The 22,891-nt window shown below is 39.5% G+C and carries 21 protein-coding genes and 1 pseudogene; 11 read left to right on the top strand and 11 right to left on the bottom strand.

Translation table 11 applies throughout. The features are described from left to right. Positions 1-74: 74 nt before the first annotated feature. Positions 75-1,409 carry a 30S ribosomal protein S12 methylthiotransferase RimO gene (rimO, locus tag PR833_RS04290; RefSeq protein ID WP_004922699.1) on the bottom strand — a complete coding sequence of 445 codons (1,335 nt, stop codon included), beginning with the start codon at positions 1,407-1,409 and terminating at the stop codon, positions 75-77. 325 nt (positions 1,410-1,734) lie between these two features. Between rimO and PR833_RS04285 the strand changes: the two genes are divergently transcribed. Continuing rightward, positions 1,735-2,601: a hypothetical protein gene (locus tag PR833_RS04285; protein WP_272525906.1), complete on the top strand. Its 867-nt coding sequence runs from the start codon at positions 1,735-1,737 to the stop codon at positions 2,599-2,601. A 102-nt stretch (positions 2,602-2,703) separates the two neighbouring features. On the opposite strand, the gene PR833_RS04280 is transcribed toward PR833_RS04285, so the two are convergent. Beyond that, on the bottom strand, positions 2,704-3,633 hold the full coding sequence (locus PR833_RS04280; RefSeq protein WP_004922707.1) for a DUF7916 family protein: 930 nt from the start codon (positions 3,631-3,633) through the stop codon (positions 2,704-2,706). 264 nt (positions 3,634-3,897) lie between these two features. Between PR833_RS04280 and PR833_RS04275 the strand changes: the two genes are divergently transcribed. From PR833_RS04275 to PR833_RS04245, 7 genes are all read left to right on the top strand, one after another. Next, entirely contained in the window at positions 3,898-4,455 is a 558-nt protein-coding gene (locus tag PR833_RS04275; protein WP_014656600.1) for an iron transporter, read from the top strand. A 226-nt stretch (positions 4,456-4,681) separates the two neighbouring features. Continuing rightward, the gene (locus PR833_RS04270) at positions 4,682-5,017 is read left to right on the top strand and encodes a cupredoxin domain-containing protein (protein WP_014656601.1); all 336 of its coding nucleotides are present in this window, start codon (positions 4,682-4,684) and stop codon (positions 5,015-5,017) included. Between the two features lie 11 nt (positions 5,018-5,028). After that, complete coding sequence (locus PR833_RS04265) at positions 5,029-5,862, top strand: FTR1 family iron permease (protein ID WP_004922715.1); 834 nt, start codon at positions 5,029-5,031, stop codon at positions 5,860-5,862. Continuing rightward, positions 5,855-6,754, top strand: a complete 900-nt coding sequence (locus PR833_RS04260; RefSeq protein WP_004922717.1) for an EfeM/EfeO family lipoprotein — start codon at positions 5,855-5,857, stop codon at positions 6,752-6,754. The genes PR833_RS04265 and PR833_RS04260 overlap by 8 nt, the downstream gene beginning before the upstream one ends. Before the next feature lie 11 nt (positions 6,755-6,765). Continuing rightward, on the top strand, positions 6,766-8,037 hold the full coding sequence (gene efeB, locus PR833_RS04255) for an iron uptake transporter deferrochelatase/peroxidase subunit (protein ID WP_272525905.1): 1,272 nt from the start codon (positions 6,766-6,768) through the stop codon (positions 8,035-8,037). 264 nt (positions 8,038-8,301) lie between these two features. Beyond that, the gene (locus PR833_RS04250; RefSeq protein ID WP_272525904.1) at positions 8,302-10,701 is read left to right on the top strand and encodes a beta-N-acetylhexosaminidase; all 2,400 of its coding nucleotides are present in this window, start codon (positions 8,302-8,304) and stop codon (positions 10,699-10,701) included. A 334-nt stretch (positions 10,702-11,035) separates the two neighbouring features. Next, positions 11,036-11,737 (top strand): tetratricopeptide repeat protein, encoded by a 702-nt coding sequence (locus PR833_RS04245; protein ID WP_060560814.1) that lies wholly within the window; start codon positions 11,036-11,038, stop codon positions 11,735-11,737. Positions 11,738-11,787: 50 nt separating this feature from the next. Here the strand turns inward: PR833_RS04245 and PR833_RS04240 are convergent. The 4 genes and pseudogenes from PR833_RS04240 to PR833_RS04225 form a co-directional block, all read right to left on the bottom strand. Then, positions 11,788-11,922, bottom strand: a pseudogene (locus PR833_RS04240) (IS256 family transposase); the annotation flags it as partial. A gap of 120 nt (positions 11,923-12,042) precedes the next feature. Beyond that, a complete protein-coding gene (locus PR833_RS04235) occupies positions 12,043-12,222 on the bottom strand; it encodes a hypothetical protein (RefSeq protein WP_004922728.1) in 180 nt (59 codons plus the stop codon). A 481-nt stretch (positions 12,223-12,703) separates the two neighbouring features. Continuing rightward, positions 12,704-13,441 carry a vWA domain-containing protein gene (locus PR833_RS04230; protein ID WP_004922730.1) on the bottom strand — a complete coding sequence of 246 codons (738 nt, stop codon included), beginning with the start codon at positions 13,439-13,441 and terminating at the stop codon, positions 12,704-12,706. Positions 13,442-13,640: 199 nt separating this feature from the next. Beyond that, complete coding sequence (locus PR833_RS04225; protein WP_154610238.1) at positions 13,641-14,534, bottom strand: hypothetical protein; 894 nt, start codon at positions 14,532-14,534, stop codon at positions 13,641-13,643. Between the two features lie 279 nt (positions 14,535-14,813). Here PR833_RS04225 and PR833_RS04220 point away from each other — a divergent pair, with 279 nt between their 5' ends. Next, on the top strand, positions 14,814-15,320 hold the full coding sequence (locus PR833_RS04220; RefSeq protein WP_040132372.1) for a DUF2165 family protein: 507 nt from the start codon (positions 14,814-14,816) through the stop codon (positions 15,318-15,320). Positions 15,321-15,332: 12 nt separating this feature from the next. On the opposite strand, the gene PR833_RS04215 is transcribed toward PR833_RS04220, so the two are convergent. Beyond that, entirely contained in the window at positions 15,333-16,247 is a 915-nt protein-coding gene (locus PR833_RS04215) for a LysR family transcriptional regulator (RefSeq protein WP_004922734.1), read from the bottom strand. A 195-nt stretch (positions 16,248-16,442) separates the two neighbouring features. Between PR833_RS04215 and PR833_RS04210 the strand changes: the two genes are divergently transcribed. Together PR833_RS04210 and PR833_RS04205 are read left to right on the top strand one after the other, a co-directional pair. Next, positions 16,443-18,233, top strand: coding sequence for an adenine deaminase (locus tag PR833_RS04210; protein WP_272525903.1), 1,791 nt, complete (start codon positions 16,443-16,445; stop codon positions 18,231-18,233). Between the two features lie 24 nt (positions 18,234-18,257). Beyond that, a complete protein-coding gene (locus tag PR833_RS04205; RefSeq protein WP_036941381.1) occupies positions 18,258-19,601 on the top strand; it encodes an NCS2 family permease in 1,344 nt (447 codons plus the stop codon). 37 nt (positions 19,602-19,638) lie between these two features. Here PR833_RS04205 and PR833_RS04200 read toward each other — a convergent pair whose 3' ends face one another. The 4 genes from PR833_RS04200 to PR833_RS04185 all read right to left on the bottom strand — a co-directional run bounded on the left by PR833_RS04200 (position 19,639) and on the right by PR833_RS04185 (position 22,878). Continuing rightward, complete coding sequence (locus PR833_RS04200) at positions 19,639-19,842, bottom strand: hypothetical protein (protein WP_014656609.1); 204 nt, start codon at positions 19,840-19,842, stop codon at positions 19,639-19,641. A 64-nt stretch (positions 19,843-19,906) separates the two neighbouring features. Beyond that, positions 19,907-21,058 carry a lactonase family protein gene (locus tag PR833_RS04195; protein ID WP_404935976.1) on the bottom strand — a complete coding sequence of 384 codons (1,152 nt, stop codon included), beginning with the start codon at positions 21,056-21,058 and terminating at the stop codon, positions 19,907-19,909. Between the two features lie 399 nt (positions 21,059-21,457). Beyond that, positions 21,458-21,862 carry a RidA family protein gene (locus PR833_RS04190; protein WP_004922750.1) on the bottom strand — a complete coding sequence of 135 codons (405 nt, stop codon included), beginning with the start codon at positions 21,860-21,862 and terminating at the stop codon, positions 21,458-21,460. Between the two features lie 83 nt (positions 21,863-21,945). Next, positions 21,946-22,878 carry a helix-turn-helix domain-containing protein gene (locus tag PR833_RS04185; RefSeq protein ID WP_004922753.1) on the bottom strand — a complete coding sequence of 311 codons (933 nt, stop codon included), beginning with the start codon at positions 22,876-22,878 and terminating at the stop codon, positions 21,946-21,948. Between the last annotated feature and the right edge of the window lie 13 nt (positions 22,879-22,891).

Genomic DNA, 22,891 nt, shown 5'->3' with positions numbered 1-22,891 from the left:
AATAATGCGGCTAAAAAAAGCCTGCTCGTTCAATTATTGAGCAGGCTTTTGTCTATTATCTTTTCACTTGGTGGTTATTCAGAGACAATTGAACCCCAGAGATCATACTCATCAGCATGCTCAATCAGCACATTAACAATGTCACCTGGCTTCACGTCAAATTCACCATTTAAATAAACCATACCATCAATTTCTGGGGCATCCGCCATACTACGACCAATTGCACCTTCATCATCGACTTCATCAATGATAACAGGCAATTTGCGCCCAATTTTTTCTTGCAACCTTTCTGTTGAAATTTGTTGTTGCAACTGCATAAAACGATGATAGCGCTCCTCTTTAACTTCTTCAGGAACCTGATCGGCTAGCTCGTTCGCTTTCGCGCCTTCAACTGGACTATATTTAAAGCAGCCAACGCGATCAAGGCGCGCTTCTTGTAAGAAGTCGAGTAACATTTGGAAATCTTCTTCCGTTTCCCCTGGGAAGCCCACAATAAAAGTAGAGCGTAAAGTTAATTCAGGGCAAATTTCACGCCAGCGTTTAATACGCTCAAGTGTTCTTTCGACCGCACCTGGGCGTTTCATGAGTTTTAAAATTTTTGGGCTAGCATGCTGCAATGGAATATCCAAATAAGGAAGAACTTTCCCTTCCGCCATCAATGGGATTACCTCATCAACATGTGGGTATGGGTAGACATAATGTAAGCGAACCCACACACCAAGTGACGCTAATTGCTCACATAAGCCAACCATACTGGTTTTAACGGGTTTACCTTCCCAAAAGCCTGTACGATGTTTGACATCAACACCATAAGCGGAAGTATCTTGTGAGATCACCAGTAGCTCTTTAACACCTGATTCAACTAAGCGTTTTGCTTCATTTAGTACATCCCCAATGGCGCGACTATCTAAGTCACCACGCATGGATGGAATAATGCAGAATGTACAACGGTGATTACAACCTTCCGATATCTTCAAATAGGCATAATGTTTTGGCGTTAATTTAACACCTTGCTCAGGAACTAAGCTCAAAAAAGGATCATGTTCTGGTTTTGGCACATAATGATGAACATGATTGAGTACTTGCTCATAACTATGAGGGCCTGTAATTTCGAGTACTTTTGGGTGTACTTCGCGGATTTGGTTTTCTTTAGCCCCAAGACACCCTGTCACAATCACTTTGCCATTTTCATTTAATGCTTCACCAATCGCTTCAAGAGACTCTTGAACGGCACTATCAATAAAGCCACAAGTATTCACAATGACCAAATCAGCATCATCATAACTTGGTACAACTTGATAGCCATCTGTGCGTAGTTCAGTCAAGATACGTTCTGAATCGACAAGATTTTTTGGGCAGCCAAGTGAAACAAAACCAATTTTTGGCACCGGATTAGTATTTTGCGACATAACTCACTTCTTTTATTGTTTTAAAAAATGGGCTGGATTTTACCTGAAGTATAGTAAAAATTGTACAAATTTTTAGCTATGAACATTGATTAGATTAAGCCATTTACCTCTTAAGGATTTTACCGCTATAAAATAGACATTATTAATACATCGTTATTTATTAGCTATCAAATTTGACTTATGTTACCCTCTTCGATTCCATTAAAAAGGGTTGATGCTAAATACTGTTCGTTAAAATATGAAGAAAAATAAGAGCAAGAATAAGAAAAGCAACAGACGTAGAAATAACCATAGCTACAACAGCAATACTTTCAGTATGGATAGCATGAGTAACGACAATAGTATCAGTAACAACAATAACCCTTATGTTATCTTCGAAACGATAATTTACCCATTACCAAATGAACTAAAACGCCCTATAGAACCCGTAATTGGCCATGGTAATCAAGCAGTTATTTATTTTTTATGGCTATTTTTTGCATTGCTATATGCATTTACTTCTCTCATTTTATGGGAAATTATCTTGGGAAAGTTACTTTTTATTACTATTGAGGCCATACTATTAGTTTCATTTTATGCTCTACTAAAACGATTAAGTAAAACTGTTGGTTATTTTTCTGTAGATAACGACGGATTTCGTATTATTAATACCCTATATCCAAACGGGAACATTGAAATACTCTGGGAAAATATTTGCTCTGAGTATATTGTGCATATTAAAACAAGCGGTAGAAATCGGCCTGACTATCTTGTTTTTCAATATAAAAATGCCTCAAATGAGCGTAAAGAATATAAATTACCCATCGAAAACTGGCTTAACTATTCACTTTTCTCTCCAATAGAAAAAAGGAAGTGGATGCTCAAGGCGGTCCTTAAAGGACTTGCGAGAACTCCTGATATAAAAATCAATCAAAGTGTATTTACTAAACTCGATGTAAACCCAAAAACCTTTGAATTTGCACCATCAAAGAGAAGGGTAGAAAATATAGAGGCCATTATTATCTCAATCATAATTTTAGGTCTTTCCTTTATATTATGGACATTTTTGTCCATAAACCTACCATTTTCATGGGCTTTAGGTTTGTTATTAGCTTCAGTTATCCCGATATTTATTGGATTGACTTTATTTATGAGTTGGCTTTATCCAGAAACTGTAAACAATATTAGCTATACCGATAACGTTAATAAATAATCACCTTAGCTGTCGCACATTCCTCATTTGGTTTACCTAATGAAACGAATATAAACCACAAAGCCGAAAGCTATTCCCTATCAACTCTCGGCTTAAAAAACACTAACGATTTATTGAACGAGCAATACGTGAATAAGTATGCCGAACACCTCGGATCACAATACCATAATTTAAAATATTCTCTGGTAATGCAATACCGTTATAGCCCGAATCGCCGATATGATGCAGATCTGTTCCTGCCATTTTGCACATCAGCGCAATTTGGCGAATGGTTTGTATATCCGCCCCTTCTTGCGATGTCCCAATTGCCGTCATCGTTAATACCCCTTGTGAATGACAATAAGCCACCATTTTTTGCACAAATTCGGCTGAGATCCCCGGCACCGTTCCAGGGGCTGGTAATAAAATCACATCTGCACCGCTATCAATAAAACTACGAATATCCGTCTCGGTAATTAACTGCTCAGCAGATTCATTTAACACCCCCGCAGCATGCATTTTGCCCGTGACCAAGATAATATTTTCACCCACAGCCGCTTTAAGCTCTTTTAGGCTTAAATTAATTTCATGATTGGTGACGCCATTGCCTGGATTTCCCGTTAATACAATAATATCCACTCCCATCTCTTTTAATTTGATGGCATTTTTTACCGTAGCTAATCGCCCTTCAGATATTTTCCACTGCGCATCTTGATGAGGATTATTAAAACCTGCTGGAACAGGCTCTAGATTCACGCCGATAGCTCGGCCAGTAAGGCGTTTTAACGTGCGGATGATCTCTGTTTGAGGTGTATTATCAGGAAGCCCTTGAACAACGGGATTATCCACATCAAAAATGTTTAATAGTAAAATGTCAGCACCTTGACTCGCTGCAAGTTCAGCATTTGTCACATTCATTAAAACAGGTTGAATAGTGCCAATAGTCTCAGAAACCACTAGGCGCCCTTCACTTCCTTTAATCGCTTCTAATAATGCCTTTTTATTCATATGCAGTATTTCAGAAGCCGTACAATCAAGATAACGTTTTTGCATACTTTACACCTTTATATATTCGTGGGGTGATAATAAACAAACTCTGTTCAATTCATCGTGACATAAAATCAATAAGCTGATTATATTCGATATAACAAGATATTTTTTAAAGAATAATAACTTTCTTACTGTAATTATTTTTTTAAAACTTTTCATGTATTTGGCGTTAAATGAAATTTTCAGCTTAAACTTTAACTTGAATAGCAGTAATAATAATGATTATCATTGCGCTTCCTATAATAAAATAATGGTAAGGACAAAATGATGAAACTCGCTTATCAAGCTGCTGTTTCGGGTTTAGCTCTATTCTCTGTGGCTGCTTTTGCTCAAGAATACCCTTTAGGCCAGCCCGTCATTAAAAATGGAATGGAAATCCAAGGTGTTTATCTACAGCCTATCACAATGGATACCGAAGAAGGACAACATGCAATGTCCCACCTTCCAGCCGATAAAGCAGATATCCATTTAGAAGCAGATATTCATGCGGTTGAAGATAACCCGAATGGTTTTGCTGAAGGTGATTGGATCCCATATCTCAGCATCGAATACACAGTAACTAAACTTGGTGACAAACCCCAAACCCAAACGGGTACTTTCATGCCAATGGTCGCAAGTGATGGGCCTCACTATGGCGAAAACATCAAGTTAGATGGTAATGGTAAATACAAGGTAACCTACAAAATTTATCCACCATCCTACAACAAACAAGTTGCCTTTGGTCGTCATATCGATAAAGAAACAGGCGTTGCTCCTTGGTTCAAACCTTTCGAAGTTTCATGGGAGTTTGACTATGCGGGCGTCGGCCGTAAAGGCAGCTACTAACCTACGAATCAATACTCTAAATCATTCGGGATGCAGCTAAGTGAAATGAATGTATCACAAGGATCATACAAACCTTTATGAACTGTGCGCATCAGCATCACTAATATCGCTGTTATTTAAACTTGAATATCGCGAGTGTATAGGGTTTAAGGGCTAGCCGCTGCTTAATTGCTGCGAATAGCCCTTTTACTTTTATTAAAGGTCACTTTTGTTGAGCTAAATGAAGATGAGAACACTACTAAGCCTTACTCTGCTTCTTTTTTCAGTGCTAATACCGAATACGGTTTTCGCAGCAGAAAAATTTACCGTCGAACTCGAAATGAAAAATGGTGACTTGATCCCACGAGTTCTCGAGGTTCCTGCAAAAACTATTATTCGGATCAAAATCACCAATACAGGCACTGAACCTGCAGAGTTTGAAAGCACCCAATTACGCAAAGAAAAAGTGCTCGCTCCGGGGGCTAGCTCTGTTGTCGTCATTGCACCTCTAAAACCAGGAAGTTACACCTTTTTTGATGATTTTCACCTGTCTCACCCAAAAGGTGAGATCATAGCGAAGTAGTAGGATAATTTATGGGGCAAGTTCTGTTTGTTGTATGGCGTGAAAGCTTTGAAGCGCTACTCGTTATCGGCATTATCTATGCGTGGATCAAACACCACCCTGATGCACGAAATGGAATGCGTTTTTTATGGACTGGGGTTGCCCTCGGTCTTCTCATTTCCATTTTGTTAGCATTACTCATTTATGGCGTATTTAATATTCTTGATGATACAGGGCAATCCCTGTTTATGATCTTTATGGAATTCCTTGCGTGTATATTAATCGTCCAAATGGTCTATTGGATGAATAAGCATGGTCGTTCCTTAAAATCCGAAATTGAATCCGGTATTAGCCGAAATGCAGAGCGCCATAATTGGTGGGGAGCAGCACTCATCATCGCTATTGCTATCGCTCGAGAAGGTAGTGAGATCGTTGTTTTCCTATCTAGCTTTATCATGTCATTAAATGCAGAAAATGCTTCAGGATTTGCTTTAGAAGTCGCAGGTGGCGTATTAATTGCAGGCCTAACATTATATGCCTTCTTGCTTACTAACCGTTTTATTTCATGGAAGCTGTTCTTTAAAATCACCGGCGTGGTCTTACTCTTTCTTGCTTTATCGCTACTACTCAAAGGGGTTGAAGAAAGCGCAAACTTATTAATTGAATATGATTATGCTATTCCTGAGTTTTTAATTTACCCAGCATGGGATACGACAGCACTATTAGATGATTCAAATATTGTAGGTAATTTTATCTCTTCGTTCTTCGCTTACCGCTCACAACCAATTTGGCTAAGTGTGATTACATTTGTCATTTATTGGATAGTCGTTATCGCGCTGTTTTCTCGGAGTAAAAAACATGCGTAATGCTAAAACACTAAAGTCTATGTTTCTATGCAGTATGGTTTTAGTCATAGCAATACCCACTACTGTATCAGCAAAAGCATTAAGATCCCCTGTACAAACAGGGGATGACATAATTATCGCTAAAGGTGATATTCCCACCCCTGAGAAATATCATTCCGCCATTACAAATTATTTAAGTTATACAACGGAACAATTAGGCAAAATGGTTTCTCAACTGGAAACCTTGAACAAAAGTTTAAAAAAAGGCGACCTCAAAACCGCTGAACAAGCCTATATTCAGGCACATCAATATTACGAATCTGTTCGCCCAATTATTATATTGTTTGGTAATACTGACAGAACCATTAATGCTAGGGCTGACTACTTTCTTGATAAAGAAAAAGATTACCGTTTCACTGGTTTCCATCTTATTGAATATCAATTATTTGACCGTAAAGACAGTAAAGCGGCACTCGCTGCAACCGATGAGCTACTGCTAAAAGCCCGGGATCTTCAAAAACGCGTAGCGACTGAACGTGTTGAGATACCTAAATTAGTGCAAGCGTCAGCCGATTTTATTGAGATGATCCTTGAAACTAAATTGGCTGGCAAAGAGAATATCTATAGCCAATCTGATTTGAGCGATATAGCAGCAAACCTGCAAGGCTCACAACACGTTATTAAAGTGCTGACCCCTTTTATCGCTCCCAACGTGCTCCAACGTATCCAAAATAATTATCAAAAGGCCAATGAGATCATGAAGCCTTATCAATTGCCCTCGGGGATTTACCAGCCTTATAACCAGTTGAGCAAAAAAGACATGATGGCACTTTATTCCGTATTAACGCAGCAAGCTGAAGACCTCGCACAGCTCAGATATCAGCTCAGTGTTGATGTATATTATAAATATTGAGGTAACAAGCCATGAAGGCTAAATTACAAAACGATTCTACAACTGTCAGCTTATCTCGGCGCAATGCATTAAAAACATTAGCTGTTGGTAGTTTTATTGCAGCGGCTCCTACATTTGCGGCTAACACGCGCCAAAATGCCTGTTTGTCGTCCTATGATAAGACGATCCCTTTTGAAGGCTTACACCAAGCGGGTGTTTTAACGCCTGAACAGAAAAATGCCTCATTTATTGCATTTAATGTCACCGTTGAATCACTCGATAAACTACAGAAGCTATTCGAAATACTGACAAAAAGAATTGCGTATCTAACGCAGGTACAAACAGCACCTAAAACTCCTAATGACCGTATGCCGCCGGCTGAATCAGGGATTTTAGGAACTCACATTCAGCCAGATGCTTTAACTGTCACGGTTTCTCTGGGTCAGAGCTTATTTGATACACGATTTGGGTTAGATAAAATCAAACCTCGCTATCTTGTTGAAATGACCAGTTTTCCAAATGATAGGCTAGAGCAAAAGTGGTGTGGCGGTGATATCACATTACAAATTTGTGCGAATAGTCAAGAAAGCGTCATTTATGCGTTACGCGATATTTTAAGGCATACATCCCCTTTTATGTTCCCACTGTGGAAAATAGATGGTTTCTTACCTTCTCGTGATATTGACAGCCAATCAACGCCAATCAATTTATTTGGGTTTAAAGATGGCACAGGCAATGCCCCTGCCAATGATAACCAATTAATGAATGAACTTATTTGGGTTACCGAAGGAGGAAAAGAGCCTAGTTGGTGTACTGGCGGCACCTATCAAGCAGTACGACTCATCCGTTTTAATCTTGAATTTTGGGATAGAACCCCGCTTGAAGACCAAGAAAATGATTTCGGTCGCCATAAATATACAGGGGCACCTATCGGTATGAAGCAAGAACATGATGACCCTCAATTTGACAAAGATCCTCATGGGGACCGCGTATTATTCGACTCCCACATGCGCCGTGCCGAACCTCGTAACCCTGAGCGTTATACCGCAAAACTAAGGCGCCGTAGCTACAGCTACTCACTTGGTTTAACCCCTAATGGGTTACTTGATATGGGGCTTATCTTCGTTTCATACCAAAAAAATCTTAAAACAGGTTTTATTGATACTCAAAAACGGCTTAATGGTGAGCCACTTGAACGCTATATTAAACCTTTTGGGGGTGGCTACTATTTTGTATTGCCAGGTGTACAAACAGCCCAAGACTACCTAGCTCAAGGTATGTTTGAAGCCGCCAAAAAAGCTTAATCGATTTAATTTTTGCGGGATCGCGCATTGCCTTCCCGCACTTGAATATTCTACTAAACATCATCACCCCCTCTTTTCCCTTCTAATAGCCACATTTAAAAACAATCACAAAATCAATAAATTAAATAAATCAACATCATCCACACTTAATTCGCAATAAAAAATAATGTGACTCGTATCATTTAATACGATAACCGTGTTGGACTTCATAGATTGATTTATGCTCAAAATGGCATTCACTATTACGAATAATAAGGGATCTCTATGATTAACAAACTTACGTCTGCTATCGTCATATCCTCACTTATTTACTCATTACCAAGCGGAGCACAATCATTATCTGAATTACCGCTCATGCCTTGGCCACAGCAAGTTGAAGTAAAAAATGCCGATGGAAAATGGGTATTAAATAATACGCTAGATATTTATGTAGAAGGCGATGATTTAGGTGATGCAACCCGTCGTTGGCGTGAAAGAATAGAGACCCAAACAGGCTGGCAATTAACACCACACCAAGCAAACAACACTCAAGCCCCGATAAAAATTTTTATCGAGAAAAAAGTACCTGAATTGCCATCTCTACAAATGGACGAAAGTTATCAAATCACAACAGATAACCATGGCGCCACGATCAAAGCGGCAACCCGATTTGGTGCAATGCGAGCGATGGAAACATTATTACAATTGATACAAACAGATGGGGAAAATACGTTTATCCCACTGCTTACAATTAAAGACAGTCCGCGTTTTGCTTGGCGCGGTGTGATGCTTGATTCTTCACGACATTTTTTACCAATCAATGATATCTTGCGCCAAATTGATGGTATGGCTGCTGCTAAGTTAAACGTTTTTCATTGGCACCTAACCGATGACCAAGGTTGGCGTTTTGAGTCACTTAGCTACCCTAAATTACAACAGCTAGCCAGTGATGGCCAATACTATACTCAAGATCAAATGCGCCAAGTTGTCGCCTATGCCAAAGAAAGAGGAATTCGGGTGGTGCCTGAAATTGATTTCCCTGGTCATGCCTCAGCTATTGCTGTTGCCTACCCTGAGCTTATAAGCGCAGCTGGCCCTTACCAAATGGAACGTCACTGGGGAGTGCATCAGCCTCTACTTAATCCAACCCAAGAAAATGTGTACCAATTTACAGATAGCTTAATTAACGAGTTGACCACTATCTTCCCAGATGAATATATCCATATTGGCGGAGATGAGGTTGACCCAACCCAATGGAAAAACAATCCAGCTATTCAGGAGTTTATGCAAAAAAACAACCTGAAAGATACCCATGCACTACAGGCTTATTTCAATCAACGGCTTGAACAAATCCTCACAAAACATAACCGTAAAATGGTCGGCTGGGATGAAATTCAACACCCTTCACTATCAAAAAATATTGTTATTCAGTCGTGGCAAGGACAAGATTCTTTAGGCGATAGCGCTCAAGAAGGATTTAAAGGTTTACTTTCAACCGGTTTCTATCTCGACCAATCTCAAAGTGCGGCATACCATTATCGAAATGAGATACTACCTCAGCCACTTACTGTAGAGACAAATGTTAAACAGGGTGAACAATCGCAAAGTTGGCAATTTGAAATCGAAAGGTTAAAAGGTAGCCCCGTCAAAGGTAGTTTTACATTAATAAAGGGGTCAAATGGATGGCGTGGATTTATTGATTTTACAGGTAAATCACGTCGAGAAATTAATAAGATTGAGTGGTTTTCGCCTAAACAAGTCAGTTTTTCAGTGGACACTTGGATGGGAGAAACTCGTCCTGTTGTTACTTTAACGGATGATAAATTAAGCGGCTATACCATAATAGGTAATGCTCGCTATCCAACGACAGGAACCCACTTAACAGCCATTCCCGAAGGAATTGCGCCAACCACGCCCGACAATAATAAAATGACCAATATTCTCGGCGGGGAAATTGCGTTATGGGCTGAAAATATTCGCGCTCCCATCATTGATACTAAGCTATGGCCACGTGCTTTTGCCGTATCCGAGCGCCTATGGTCTGCAAAAGATGTCAATAATGAGAATGACATGTATCGTCGCCTAAACGCAACAGATGCTTGGTCAACCATTTCGGTGGGTTTACAGCAGCATGCACAAACGGCCCGTGAATTTACACGTTTAGCAAATGGCGTTGAAATTGAGCCTTTGATGATCCTCTCTGAATCTGTAGAGCCTGCACATTACTATACTCGCCATCATCTTAAGTGGAGAGAAAACCAATATCATCAATATGAACCTCTTAACCGATTTGTCGATGCTTTACCGGCCGAAAGTATGCAAGCAAGAGCCTTCCGCCAGCATATTGACGCATTAATCGCTAAACCGAATGATACAGCGGCAGCACAATGGTTAGAGCAGAGATTAAAACGTTGGCAAGATAATATTCCACAAGTCCAGCGTCTTATTAAACAGAATGCTAACTTAGTTAGGTTAACGCCTGTTACCGAGAATGTGGAACAATTGACGGTGATTGGTTTAGAACTGATTAAGCATTATACGACAGGTGAGCCGTTAGCCGAGAGCCGTAAAGCAGCTATTTTGCAGCAGTTAGAAAAAAGCTCAGGTTTGCAAGATGAAGTTGTCATTGCAATTGTCGAACCACTAGAAAAACTACTCCGCCACATCCCGACAACAGGTCAATAGTTACAGTCAATCCCCCCTTTAGTTAAACTCAAGTATTCGACTTTTGGGGGGAATATAATCGGTATAAAGAGTTTTAATAGTTGGAAAATCAGTCACTGTTTGTTTATGCTATTCTTTTACCTTAAGTTAAACTTACTTTAATGATATCGCCACTTTTTCAGGTATGTTTTTCATTCGCTATTTTCTCGATGATAAAGCCAGATAAGCAATAACACTTATTAATCCCATATTGAATTATTGCTTTTATGCTCTGAACTAAAATTCGTTAGATTTTAATATGTTTATATAACATAGCGATACCTACCTCACGTGCTGATTAGGGAATAAGGATTAGATGAAAAAAACGATTTTTCTCCTTTTTTTGGGGATGCTTCCAGTAGTCGTTAGTGCCGCAAGTTGTGAAGTACCAGATCATGATTTATGTATAAAAATCGAACAGGGAAATGCAACTGCTCAATACAGATTAGGTACTATGTATCAATATGGAGAAGGAGTTATACAGGATTATCAGAAGGCTAGACAGTGGTATGAGAAAGCAGCAAAACAGAACAATGCAGATGCTCAATATAAGCTTGGTGTGATGTTTAGTCATGGTTGGGGTGGGGAGCAAGATGATCAGCAAGCGCGGCTATGGTACCTGAAATCGGCCCAACAAGGAAATTCTAGCGCTCAAAGCAACTTGGGGGTGATGTTCTATCTTGGAGAAGGAGTTGAGCAGGATTACCAGCAAGCGTTACGGTGGTATTTGAAATCTGCCGAACAGAATAATAGTGCAGCTCAGAATAATCTTGGCGTGTTGTACCAGTATGGAAATGGTGTTGAACAGGATTACCAGCAGGCGCTACAGTGGTACCAGAAGGGTGCAGAACAAGACAATGAATTGGCTCAATTCAATCTAGCACAAATGTATGATAAAGGATTAGGAGTTAGACAGAGCAAATCAACTGCTAAAATTTGGTATAGCAAGTCGTGCGATAACGGTAATCAAGATGGGTGTAAAAGAGTTCTAGAACTAAAAGATATCAGTGAACAATAAATAGGGAGAGCCATTGGACCCTGTAAATAATTCTGTGTATTTGCCTTTTATTAAATGTGGCCGTTTAGGCGGTCACCGAACTCAATAATAAAACGACTCATTGCCTGTTTCCAGTTTTGAATTGGCATACTCCATTTTTTAGAGGCCGATTCAATCGCTAAATAAATCACTTTCTGTGCAGAGTCTTGGTTTCCAGTCATTTGCTAATGCACTCATTTATCTACGCCTGTTGGCCATGTAACTAGGCAATTGTCACATGTTTCTTTTATTGCTTTTAGCGGGATTGTATCTTTTTCCCAAACCTCTCATGGCCTGACCGCTTGGGTAAATCGGATATTTTCTGGCTTAACCCCTTGGCGGATCAACGAGTCTGCTGCTGATGCCTCAGCACAAGCACCAACAGTATTTTTACAAAATGTTGTATATTCACCTATTTTAACACCAAGTTGTTTCTCAACATAAATTACAGTGTTCTTGCCCAGCATTTCAGCTGAAATTTTACCATCGCTGTCTCAAAAACAGGGAAGACTTCTTCATTTGGTTTGGGCACCCTTTCGGTTTATTTTTACTTCCTATCTACCGTATTCTTTATATGATCAGCCATTGATATCAAGCTGTCAGAGCACCTCATGTAAAAATGTTCCATTTAGGATCATGTGAACCGCATGAAATTTGAATTCAGGAAAATAAACCTGTTTTCATGTTTTAACGTTTAGCCCATACACCCCGTGCTGTTGATAATTTTCAATCCATCACCAAGTCGTATCATGATTACGTTTAAATCTTTTATCGAGTATTTTACCCCCTCTCACCATTTAGGTAGGCCTGAATAATTTCAAGTTTAAACTCTAGAGTATGTTTTAACATAGAAAAGCACCCTTCAAATTAGACTAAAGGCGTCTCACTTTTGGGGTGCAGTTCAATATTGAGGGATTAGTTTATCAGTAAATCTACTCTTCCATTACACTACTTATTTGTGCGCTCCATCGCGTCAGTTTCAACCTCTTTTTTCCATTCCTCTGATATTGGTGCAGCATTTTTCTTTGACTCAACGGCATTATTAATCGCTTTATATGCTTTGTCGTAACCGGTTTTATCTTGCACATATCCAGTTGCTTTGGAGCGACTAATACCAATACTATCGGCAGCAGTGATCGCATCAATATTGGCGCCAAGGAAGATAAAGTCCCATTTATCCTCCATTTCTGCCGATTTGATCATAGATTTAATTTTCGATTGACTATATTTGTGGCTACTATTTTCTTCACCATCAGTAATGATAACGAATAAAACGTTATTATTTTTTGTTATCTTCCGGTTTTCTTGCATTTTGCTAATGGTGTCACCAACCGCATCTAATAGTGCAGTATTACTGCCAACCTGATAATCTTCTAAAGTTAAATTTGGTACTTTATCGATAGGCTCTCTATTGTGTAAGAGGGTTGTTTTATCATTGAACAGCACTGTCGTAATAAAGACATCCCCTTTTTTATTACGATTTTCTGTTAACACACGATTAAAGCCGCCAATCGTATCAGATTCAAAACCTGACATTGAACCACTTTTATCCAGTATAAATACAAGGTCTAAGACTTCAGGCTGTGTTTTTTCTACAACGATCGATTTGCCGTTTGCTATTGAAGAAAACATCAAAAAGATAGAAGCAAACGTAATACCAAGAAATGGCTTTAATATTGCCTTCATATTATTATTCCTATGCAGATGATCTTATTTGATGATAGCTATCATCCGTTTATCACAATCATTTCACATAAGAATTCTCTGGTTAGTTTGCAGGCAGATTCTTAAAAAGAAAGGAGAAAAAATCCCCCAATAATTGATTACCCAACGATTGGGGGGATTTTATAAATACAATCTTTTTTTGATTATTTAAAATTTATTATTATTTCTCCCAAATACCATAACCTCTCAATTCACCAACCTGATGAACAAAATTATTGTATTGCTCGTTATCTGAAACTGAATTAGATGCCGAGTTATTAGCATGAGCTTTCACTAATTCGATACTGAGCTGGTGAAATTGTTGATTTAATTTTTCATGGATAGCAGTATCATTGGTTTCTTTCAGTTGTTTTAGTAAATTCACCAATTCTTCGGCTATTGACTGAACCGATTGATCCGTAAAGTCTGCTGTTGGTAGCTCATAACTAAAGGCCATATTGATGGAGTCATGCAGTGCATCTTCCGGCGTATTAGGCTGTAAATCTTCACCATATTCATTGGCAATATATTCAATTAATTCAGCCTTATCAAAACACTTTGACTTAATATTACCGTCTAATTTTTGATCATGTGTCGTGATTGATTCAGGGAAAGGCTCTCCCAATAAATAGCTACACTTAAATAAATTAGCATCAATGACAAACGCATTTGCGCTTCTTACTGCCATATTGACATCATGGCCGTTGATAGTTACGTTATAAGTGGTCGGTTTGAAACGATCAGCTTTACCTTCAACAACATAAGCCTCTGAAAGGGTATAATAAACAAGGTTATTTGGGTTAATAATCCCCCCGTTATTGTTGTCAAAAACCATAAACGAAAATAATTCACCTTGGCTGTTTTCTAACGTATGTTTACCCGATGCAAGTTGAATAATGCCTCTTTGCCCTGGTAGCACATTATAATCGTTATTATCGACCTTAAATGAAATATTATCGTTTGTTGGATTACTATAATAAAACTCACCTTTATGGCTCATTGGATCAAAATCATCACAAGCAGATACAGCAAACATCGCAATAGCTAGCAATCCACTTTTACATATTGTTTTCATTATCTATTTTTCTCACTATTGGTGTGTGTATTATCATTTTCTAATAGAAAAATATTAGCATATTAAAAATAGAAACATATTTTAAACTAAGCTAAACCGCCTACCTTCTTCATAATATTTATAGCACTTATATTCAATATTTATCTTATTTAGAATAAGTCGCCAATATGATGAATATTGTCTGATATTTACTATGGTTAATAGCGGCAATTTGTCAATGATGCTATCTTGTCGAATTATCAATGGATGAAACGATGAAAAATAACTTAAGGGAAACAAATGATAATTCGTTTATCAAAATCACTCTGTGTTTGTGCTATAGCCTTATTCATTTCATTTACTGCCTTTAATAATTTAACCGATTACAACACAAATTTTTTATTTGTACAGCATGTCCTAACAATGGATGCAATATTCCCTAATGCAAATGTGAAGTATCGGGCTATCAATTCACCGCCCTTTCACCATCTTGTCTATATCACTATTATTAGTATTGAAATTATTGCGGCTCTCATTTGTTGGTGGGGAGCTTTCATCTTATTTAAAAATATCAACAAAAATGCTGTGGCTTTTAATCAAAGCAAAAAATGGGCAATTATCGGATTAACACTGGCATTCTTATTATGGCAAGTCGCATTTATGTCTATTGGGGGTGAATGGTTTGCAATGTGGATGTCAAAACAATGGAACGGTATACCCAATGCATTCCGTTTCTTTATTACCATTTTGTTAGTACTCATGTATGTCACGGCTCGTGACAGCGATGATGAAAAACCGCATGAGTAATTAAAAAGCAGCTTATGCTTTCAGTGTCTTAAGCAGCACTGTAAATGCGGATTCTACCATTGGTGTTAAAATTTGGCTGGTTCGCATCAAAGACACCGTGCGAGTCAATGCCGGTTGCTGTAACTGCAAAACCATTAAGTCAGGGTCGCGTAAATGTACGGTATAAAGGTGAGGAAGAATAGCAATCGCCAATTTAGAACGGACTAAGCCATATAGCGTTTCAATGTAATCAACTTGATAACGAATATTGGGCTTTAAGCGGTGGCTTTCCAATGTGGCTAACACTAAACGTTGGATGTTGCCTTTAGAAAACACCGCAATATCGCGATTATTAAGCATTTTCCAAGGCAAATGGAAGCCTCCCGCTAATACATCTTCTCGATGTACGACTGCGACAAAAGGGTCATCTTGTAACGTAAACAGTTGTAACTCTCTAGGAACTGAGCTGTCTAATACACCAACCCCAAAATCAATCTCATTATTCATTAATTGAGAAACTAATGAATCATTGGTTTTATCGTAAAACTCCACATTCAGCCGAGGAAAGTGCAAATTAAGTTGTGTCGGCACATCAGGAAAAAGTAGTGAACTCACGGAAGGCACCAAGCCAATACGCAACGTGCCGTCTCCGCCTTCGTCAATTATCTGTTGAATATCACTAAAAGCACGGTGTGAAACACTCAGTATACGTTCAGCATGCGGTAAAATAGCAGCACCAAGCTCTGTTAGCGTTACAGAGGAAGCGGTTCGATTAACTAGTTTTCCTCCAATCACACTTTCAATTTGACGTAATGCACTACTCAACGCAGGTTGACTAATGGCTAGTCGGCTCGCTGTATCAGTAAAATGCCTTAAATGTGCCAAAGTCACAAAATATTGTATCTGTTTTAACGTCAATGCAGGCAGGCGCTGCCATGGTTCACTCATGTTCTCTATTCACACTCTATTTTATGATAAGGCGTTGTTATAACCCTCTAATTAACCATACAAAGCCTAACCTAGCCTTAATGCTCTTATTCACCATTATAACCCTTTCTTATGATCTGATAAGTTTTATCATCTTGGCAAACGTTTGCGTAACTCATAAAGTAGCAGCAAAGGATCATTTATTGATGGTATTTTATGAGCGAAACCAACTACAGCAGACGCAGAGCAGTGCAAGCGGCAAAAGGTGAAATCCCTTTTGACCTGCTTCTCACACAAGCCAATATTGTCGACATGGTCACTGGCGAGATCCGTGCCGCCGATATTGGTATCGTCGATTCACTCATTGCGAGTGTCCACCCAACAGGAAGCCGAAGTGATGCCAAGGAAATCCATGACCTTAACGGGTATTTTATTTCACCAGGGCTGATTGACACACATGTTCACTTAGAAAGCTCCCATCTTCCTCCCGTACGTTACGCCGAAATAGTGCTAACACAAGGAACCACCGCGGTATTTTGGGATCCCCATGAATTGGCTAATGTATTAGGCTTGGAAGGTGTCCGTTATGCGATTGAAGCAAGCCGCAATTTACCGCTGCATGTCATGGTAGCTGCCCCCTCCTCTGTTCCCTCAACACCAGGCCTTGAAATGTCAGGAGCCGACTTTGCCGGAAAAGAAATGTCAACCATGTTAAGTTGGCCAGAGGTCCATGGTGTTGCAGAAGTGATGGATATGTTCGGCGTTCTTCATGGTAGTGAACGAATGGAGGAGATTTTAAACGCGGGGCTTACGTCGGGGAAACTCATTGAAGGCCATGCTAGAGGGTTAAAAGGAGCCGATTTACAAGCCTACCTCGCTGCTGGCGTGACATCTGATCATGAGCTTACCTCAGCAGAAGATGCTTTAGAGAAATTGCGAGCTGGTTTAACACTCGAAATTCGTGGCTCTCCCCCTTATCTATTGCCAGACATCGTCGCTGAGTTGCAAAAGCTACCTCATCTCTCATCACAAATCACCGTATGCACCGATGATGTTCCACCTGATATTTTAATCGAAAAAGGGGGGATCATTGCCCTACTGAATCTATTAATTGAGCATGGTATGCAAGCGACAGATGTACTCCGTTTTGCAACCTTAAATGCAGCCATTCGCTTACAACGTCACGATCTGGGGTTAATTGCCGCAGGGCGTCGCGCTGATTTGGTGGTCTTTGATTCACTCAAAAAATTACAAGCACACCGCGTGTATGTTGCAGGTCAGCAAATTTCCGAAGATGGAAAACTATTTAAATCACTAGCCACAGATCAAACCGTTTTACCACCTAGAGATACCATGTGTCTGTCACCTATCACAGCCGCTGATTGCACATTGCAAATTGATAATATTATTAATGGCAGTGCTCGATTACGCCATATTCGAGGAGCTCGCTTCACACAATGGGGTGAAATTGATGTGCAAATTACCGATGGCAAAGTTCAAATACCGAATGGCTTTAGCTTGATCCGCGTACAACATCGCCATGGACGCCATGATGCCAAGCCACAAATTGCACTATTAGAAGGCTGGGGTGAATTACGCGGTGCTATCGCAACCAGCTACTCACATGATTCTCACAATTTAGTTGTACTAGGCCGTGATGCAGAAGATATGGCACACGCGGCTAATTTGCTTATCGAAAGTGGCGGTGGCATGGCTTTAGTTCAAAACGGTAAAGTCCTCGCTCACGTTGCGATGCCAATTGCAGGCATGCTATCCGATCTGCCTGCAAAACAGCTTGCAGAACAGTTTCGTCAATTACGAGAGCTTAGCAGTGAAATAGCCGATTGGGAGCCGCCTTATCGTGTTTTTAAAGCTATTGAAGGCACCTGTCTTGCCTGTAATGCAGGCCCTCATTTGACTGACCTAGGGTTGACTGACGGTACAACGCGACAAATTGTTGATCCCGTGATTCAAACCAGTAAACACTCGCACAATCACAATAATTAATAATAATGATAGGAGAGCCAATTTATGGCTGACAATATGATTAATGCGCCAACATCAGGGAGTTGGCTAGAAAAACGTTTTGCATTGCGCGCTCGAGGGAGCACCGTCAGAACAGAGTTCTTAGCAGGGGTAACAGGTTTTCTTGCTGCCGCTTATTTGTTAGTTGTGATCCCCGGGCTGCTCGCCGCAGGGGGAATGGATAAAGGTGCCGCAACAACAGGCACGATCATTGTTTTTGTGCTGGCGAGTCTGCTAATGGCTTTCTATGCCAACCTTCCTTTCGTCGTTGGACCAGGTATTGGCGGCTCTGTACTGGTAGGTATCACACTTGCAGGTAGCGAAGGGATTAACTGGCAAATTGGTTTGGGCATAGCTTGTTGGTCAGGCATTTTATTCTTCCTGCTCACTAAATTTGGTTTACGCGAAGTTGTCACTCGTTCGGTTCCTCAATCGATCAAACTTGGGCTAACCGCCTCTATCGGTTTATTTGTTGCCGTTCTCGGTTTTCGAAATGCAGGTTTAGTACTTGCTAACCCTAAAACCAACGCCTTGATGTTAGGTGATTTTTTATCACCGGGGGCATTAGTGGCTTTGGCTGGTTTCTTTGTCGCCATCGCCTTGCAAGCACGACGTATACCCGGAGCTATTTTATGGGCAATTTTATTTGCCACCGTTATAGGTATTCCTTTTGGGGTCACAAAATTACCCGATAGCTTTATTGGTATTCCTCATTCAGTAGGCCCTGTATTCGGAGAGGTTGACTTAATTGGCGCCTTAAACATCGCCTTCTTACCCTTTTTATTTGTATTTTTTGCCGCTGAATTTTTCTCGACGATGGGTACGACACTGGCTGTCGGTGGTGAAGCGGGGTTACTTGATAAAGAAGGCAATATGCCGAACATTAACCGCCCATTTATCGTTGACTCAATTGCAGCCGCACTCGGCCCATGGGTAGGCATTCCTGCGGCAACCGCTTTAATTGAGTCTTCAGCGGCTGCGGAAGCCGGCGGTAAAACGGGACTTACGGCTCTTGCAGCGGCCTTTATGTTCCTATTAATGCTACTGTTTACACCAATTGCTTTAATGATCCCAGCGCAAGCCACCGCGCCTGCATTAATTTTGATTGGACTAAATATGTTCAGTGGACTACGTAAAGTTGACCTTGCAAACTTTACGGATGGTTTACCTGTTTTAATGATGGTGATGATCACATTGATCGCCAATAGTTTCGGTACGGGTATTGCAGGTGGCCTACTGTTCTATATTCTGATTAAAGCTGTTGCAGGGAAATGGAGAGAGATCCCTATCAGCTTATGGGTATTAGCTGTACCACTCGTCTACTATTTTTCTACGCTGGTCAAACACTGATCATATAAGCACCCAACAACTGTTGGGTGCTTTCCCATTAATCAACCTTAATTGAAAAGCAATTACAGCCACAGTGAAAACGCACAATTTGAGGTTGTTTAGGCTGTTTACCTTGACGCTTACTGATTGAATTTTCAATTTCAACCGCACGCTTAATTTCATTGATTTCGAGCCGTGACAGACGCTTATTATTCCCTGTTGCACTTCGAATACGTTCATTCCCTAATTTTTCACCGGACATTGCAATTTCCTTTTCTCAACTCGCATTGATCGCACTTATTAGCACCACCAATAAAACCTGTAAGTTATTTTGTCTCACTGACGACCATTTGTGAAGGGGCGCCAATCGGTACATAGTCATCAACAAACACCAATTCCCCTGTATTCGGTTCAACCTTAAAACGGGTAATATTGTCACTACGTTGGTTCATAACATATAAATATTGACCGTCTGGAGACAATGTTAATGTTCTTGGGTAATCCCCTCGTGTCCATGTTTGCGATACTTTGCTGAGTGAACCCTCTTCATTAATACTAAAATGTGCAACACTATTGTGTAAACGATTTCCAACATAGAGATGTTTACCATCTTGGCTCTCTACAATACCCGAAATAAAATTTGTGCCTTTATAACTTTCAGGTAACGTCGAAACTGTCGCCTTCTCTTTTAAAGTACCTTTTTGTTTATCAAATTGATATTCAGTTAATGTTGATGCTTCTTCATTAACCAACCAAACTCTGTCTCCTAATTTAGAAAAAACAAAATGGCGAGGGCCAGCACCTTTTGATGATGCCATAATGTATGGGGGATCATTTGCAATTAATTTTCCATTCTTTCCATCAAAGCGATATTGATAGATGCGGTCAAGACCGAGATCTGTGGTAAACACATATTCCCCTGAAGGGTCGGTTGCTATCATGTGAGCATGAGGCCCGTTATGATCACTGATAGCAAAGCTCCCCTCAACTGCCGCTTCAGGATAGGCGGCCCCAGCAGGGCCATCATGTTGAATAACTTCACTTGCAGGTAATAGACCGCCATCATCTCGAATAGGAAGCACCGACACAGCACCACTATGGTAATTCGCAACCAATAAGTAGCGCCCATCTGGGGTTATCGATAAATAAACAGGGCCATCCCCTCCAGATGAAACATTATTTATCGCCTGTAACTCCCCATTATCCTTAACCTGCCATGCATGAACCGTTCCCTTTTCTGTTTCACTCCCTGCATACAGCACTTTACCATTTTTTGATAAAACCAATTGTGCAGCATTTGTAAGTGGAGCGGCTAAAACTTTACGGCTTAATTGCCCCGTTTGATTATCGATATCAAAACGATATATTCCTTCACCATTAGGGCTATAAGTTCCAACCCACGCAAATTGAGGAGCGGCAACCAAAGAAGTACTCGCAAACATAAATGACGCCGCCCAGATAGATAACTTATTTGCCATGATAAATTTTCCTAGTTAAATAACAATACACGCTCATATCTTGGTATATGACCGAATATGAGTATTAAACTTAACCACTACATTGGTAGAATAGAAAAATCATCTATGACTGTGCAGCCACATTATTTCCATTTTCTCGTGGAAATAATCTACTAACTAGCGTTATCCATTTCCACTTAGCTGGTGTTACACATTAACAACTGGCTTTGTTGATAAAATTGAATTTTAAAATCAATCTGGATAGGTAATTTAACTTTAGTATGTATTTTTATTTTTGAGATAAGCGTCGCGCTATTGAACAAAAATCATCATTATTTAATCATCAATAACAGTCTGTATTTCACCTAGATTTTATTGAGTTGGCGAAAACCGATAATTAATATTATCGGTTAATCTCATTTAATTAAGCACTGCATGGGCTTCAATTTCAATCAGCCACTCTGGCAATGATAACCCCGTAACGATCACCCAAGATGATGCTGGTGGCGCCGAGGTAAACTTTTCTTTTAGTGCCTGAGATATCGCATTTTGCTCTTCATCACTATCACAACCTTGCTTAATATAAATCCGCAGCATAACAACATCATTCAGCGTTCCGTGGGCTTCTTTAAGGACATACTCGATATTTTTAATTGCTTGAATGGTTTGCTCATAAATACCACCAGCCACGGTTTGTTGATTCGCATCAACACCAACTTGCCCAGAGAGAAAAAGCTGCCGAGTACCTGTAGTTTCAATAGCTTGACTAAATCCATACTGCAATGAATTAAAAACAGATGAAGGATTAATTGATTTTTTTGACATATTATCTCATTTTAAAATAATCGTATTTTGAATAAAATACCTTTTCATATTTAAACAAAGCTTGAACAAACTAGTTTTCAGTGTTAGTAAATTGGCACAAAATATTCTATTTCAATTTCTTTTATTGGTAATTCTACATTTTCTTTATTATTAATATATTTTTCAATATCCACCCCTTCACGACGAAGTAACCCTAGAGAAGGCAAAGAATAAAGATAAAGATTTAAGCTGAAATCACGGTATTCAGCCAAAGAGCCTTTAAATGAAAACTTTGCGTACTTTCCACTAGGTAAATAAATTTCTTTAAACTGGTTGTGATCAACAATTGGATCTATTGCTTTTAAGCCAATCTGGTATTTCACTTGCACCATGTGTGATCTTTTCTCTGTTTTCTGATAATTGATCAACACATAGCATTCTTTTATTTTTAAATTTGTCGCCTTAAAAAAATCATCCCAAAAACTTCCCCTAATATTTTCATGCAATAATCCAACCTCATCTAATGAAGATAGATACTGATACTCTTTAATATGCAAAGTATACTGTTCACACTCAACAATTTGAGGAATTGCTAAATAATCAATATCGAAATTGATAGGTGGCTGCATTGCCTCCAATTCCCATAATTTATTACGCCGATAATAACTTGGTGTAACCTTAAAAATGTACTTAAATCGACGTGTAAAAGATTGTTGGGAATCAAATTGATATTTTAATGCGATCTCAAGGATAGTTTTTTTCGTCAACCTCAACTCAACAGCCGCTTTCGTCAAACGACGAGCACGAATATAGCTAGCCAGTGTGACCCCTGTTACTTTTTTGAACAGCCGCTGAAAATACCACTTGGTATAACCCGCTTTATTCGCCACATCATCAAGCAGTAAAGACTGATCTAAATTATGTTCAATCCATAATAGAACATCTTTGATAACCGTTGTATGAAACTGCTTATCATCATATCTTAATTGGATGTTATTAGCTTTATTTTGATAGCGAGAATGCTGTTCAATATACATAAAATAACCTAAA

This window comes from Providencia sp. PROV189 (assembly GCF_028480065.1).
In the GTDB taxonomy this organism is placed as follows: Bacteria; Pseudomonadota; Gammaproteobacteria; order Enterobacterales; family Enterobacteriaceae; genus Providencia; species Providencia stuartii.
The sequence above is the reverse complement of the archived record's forward strand: the minus strand, read 5'-3'. Positions and strand labels throughout refer to the sequence as shown.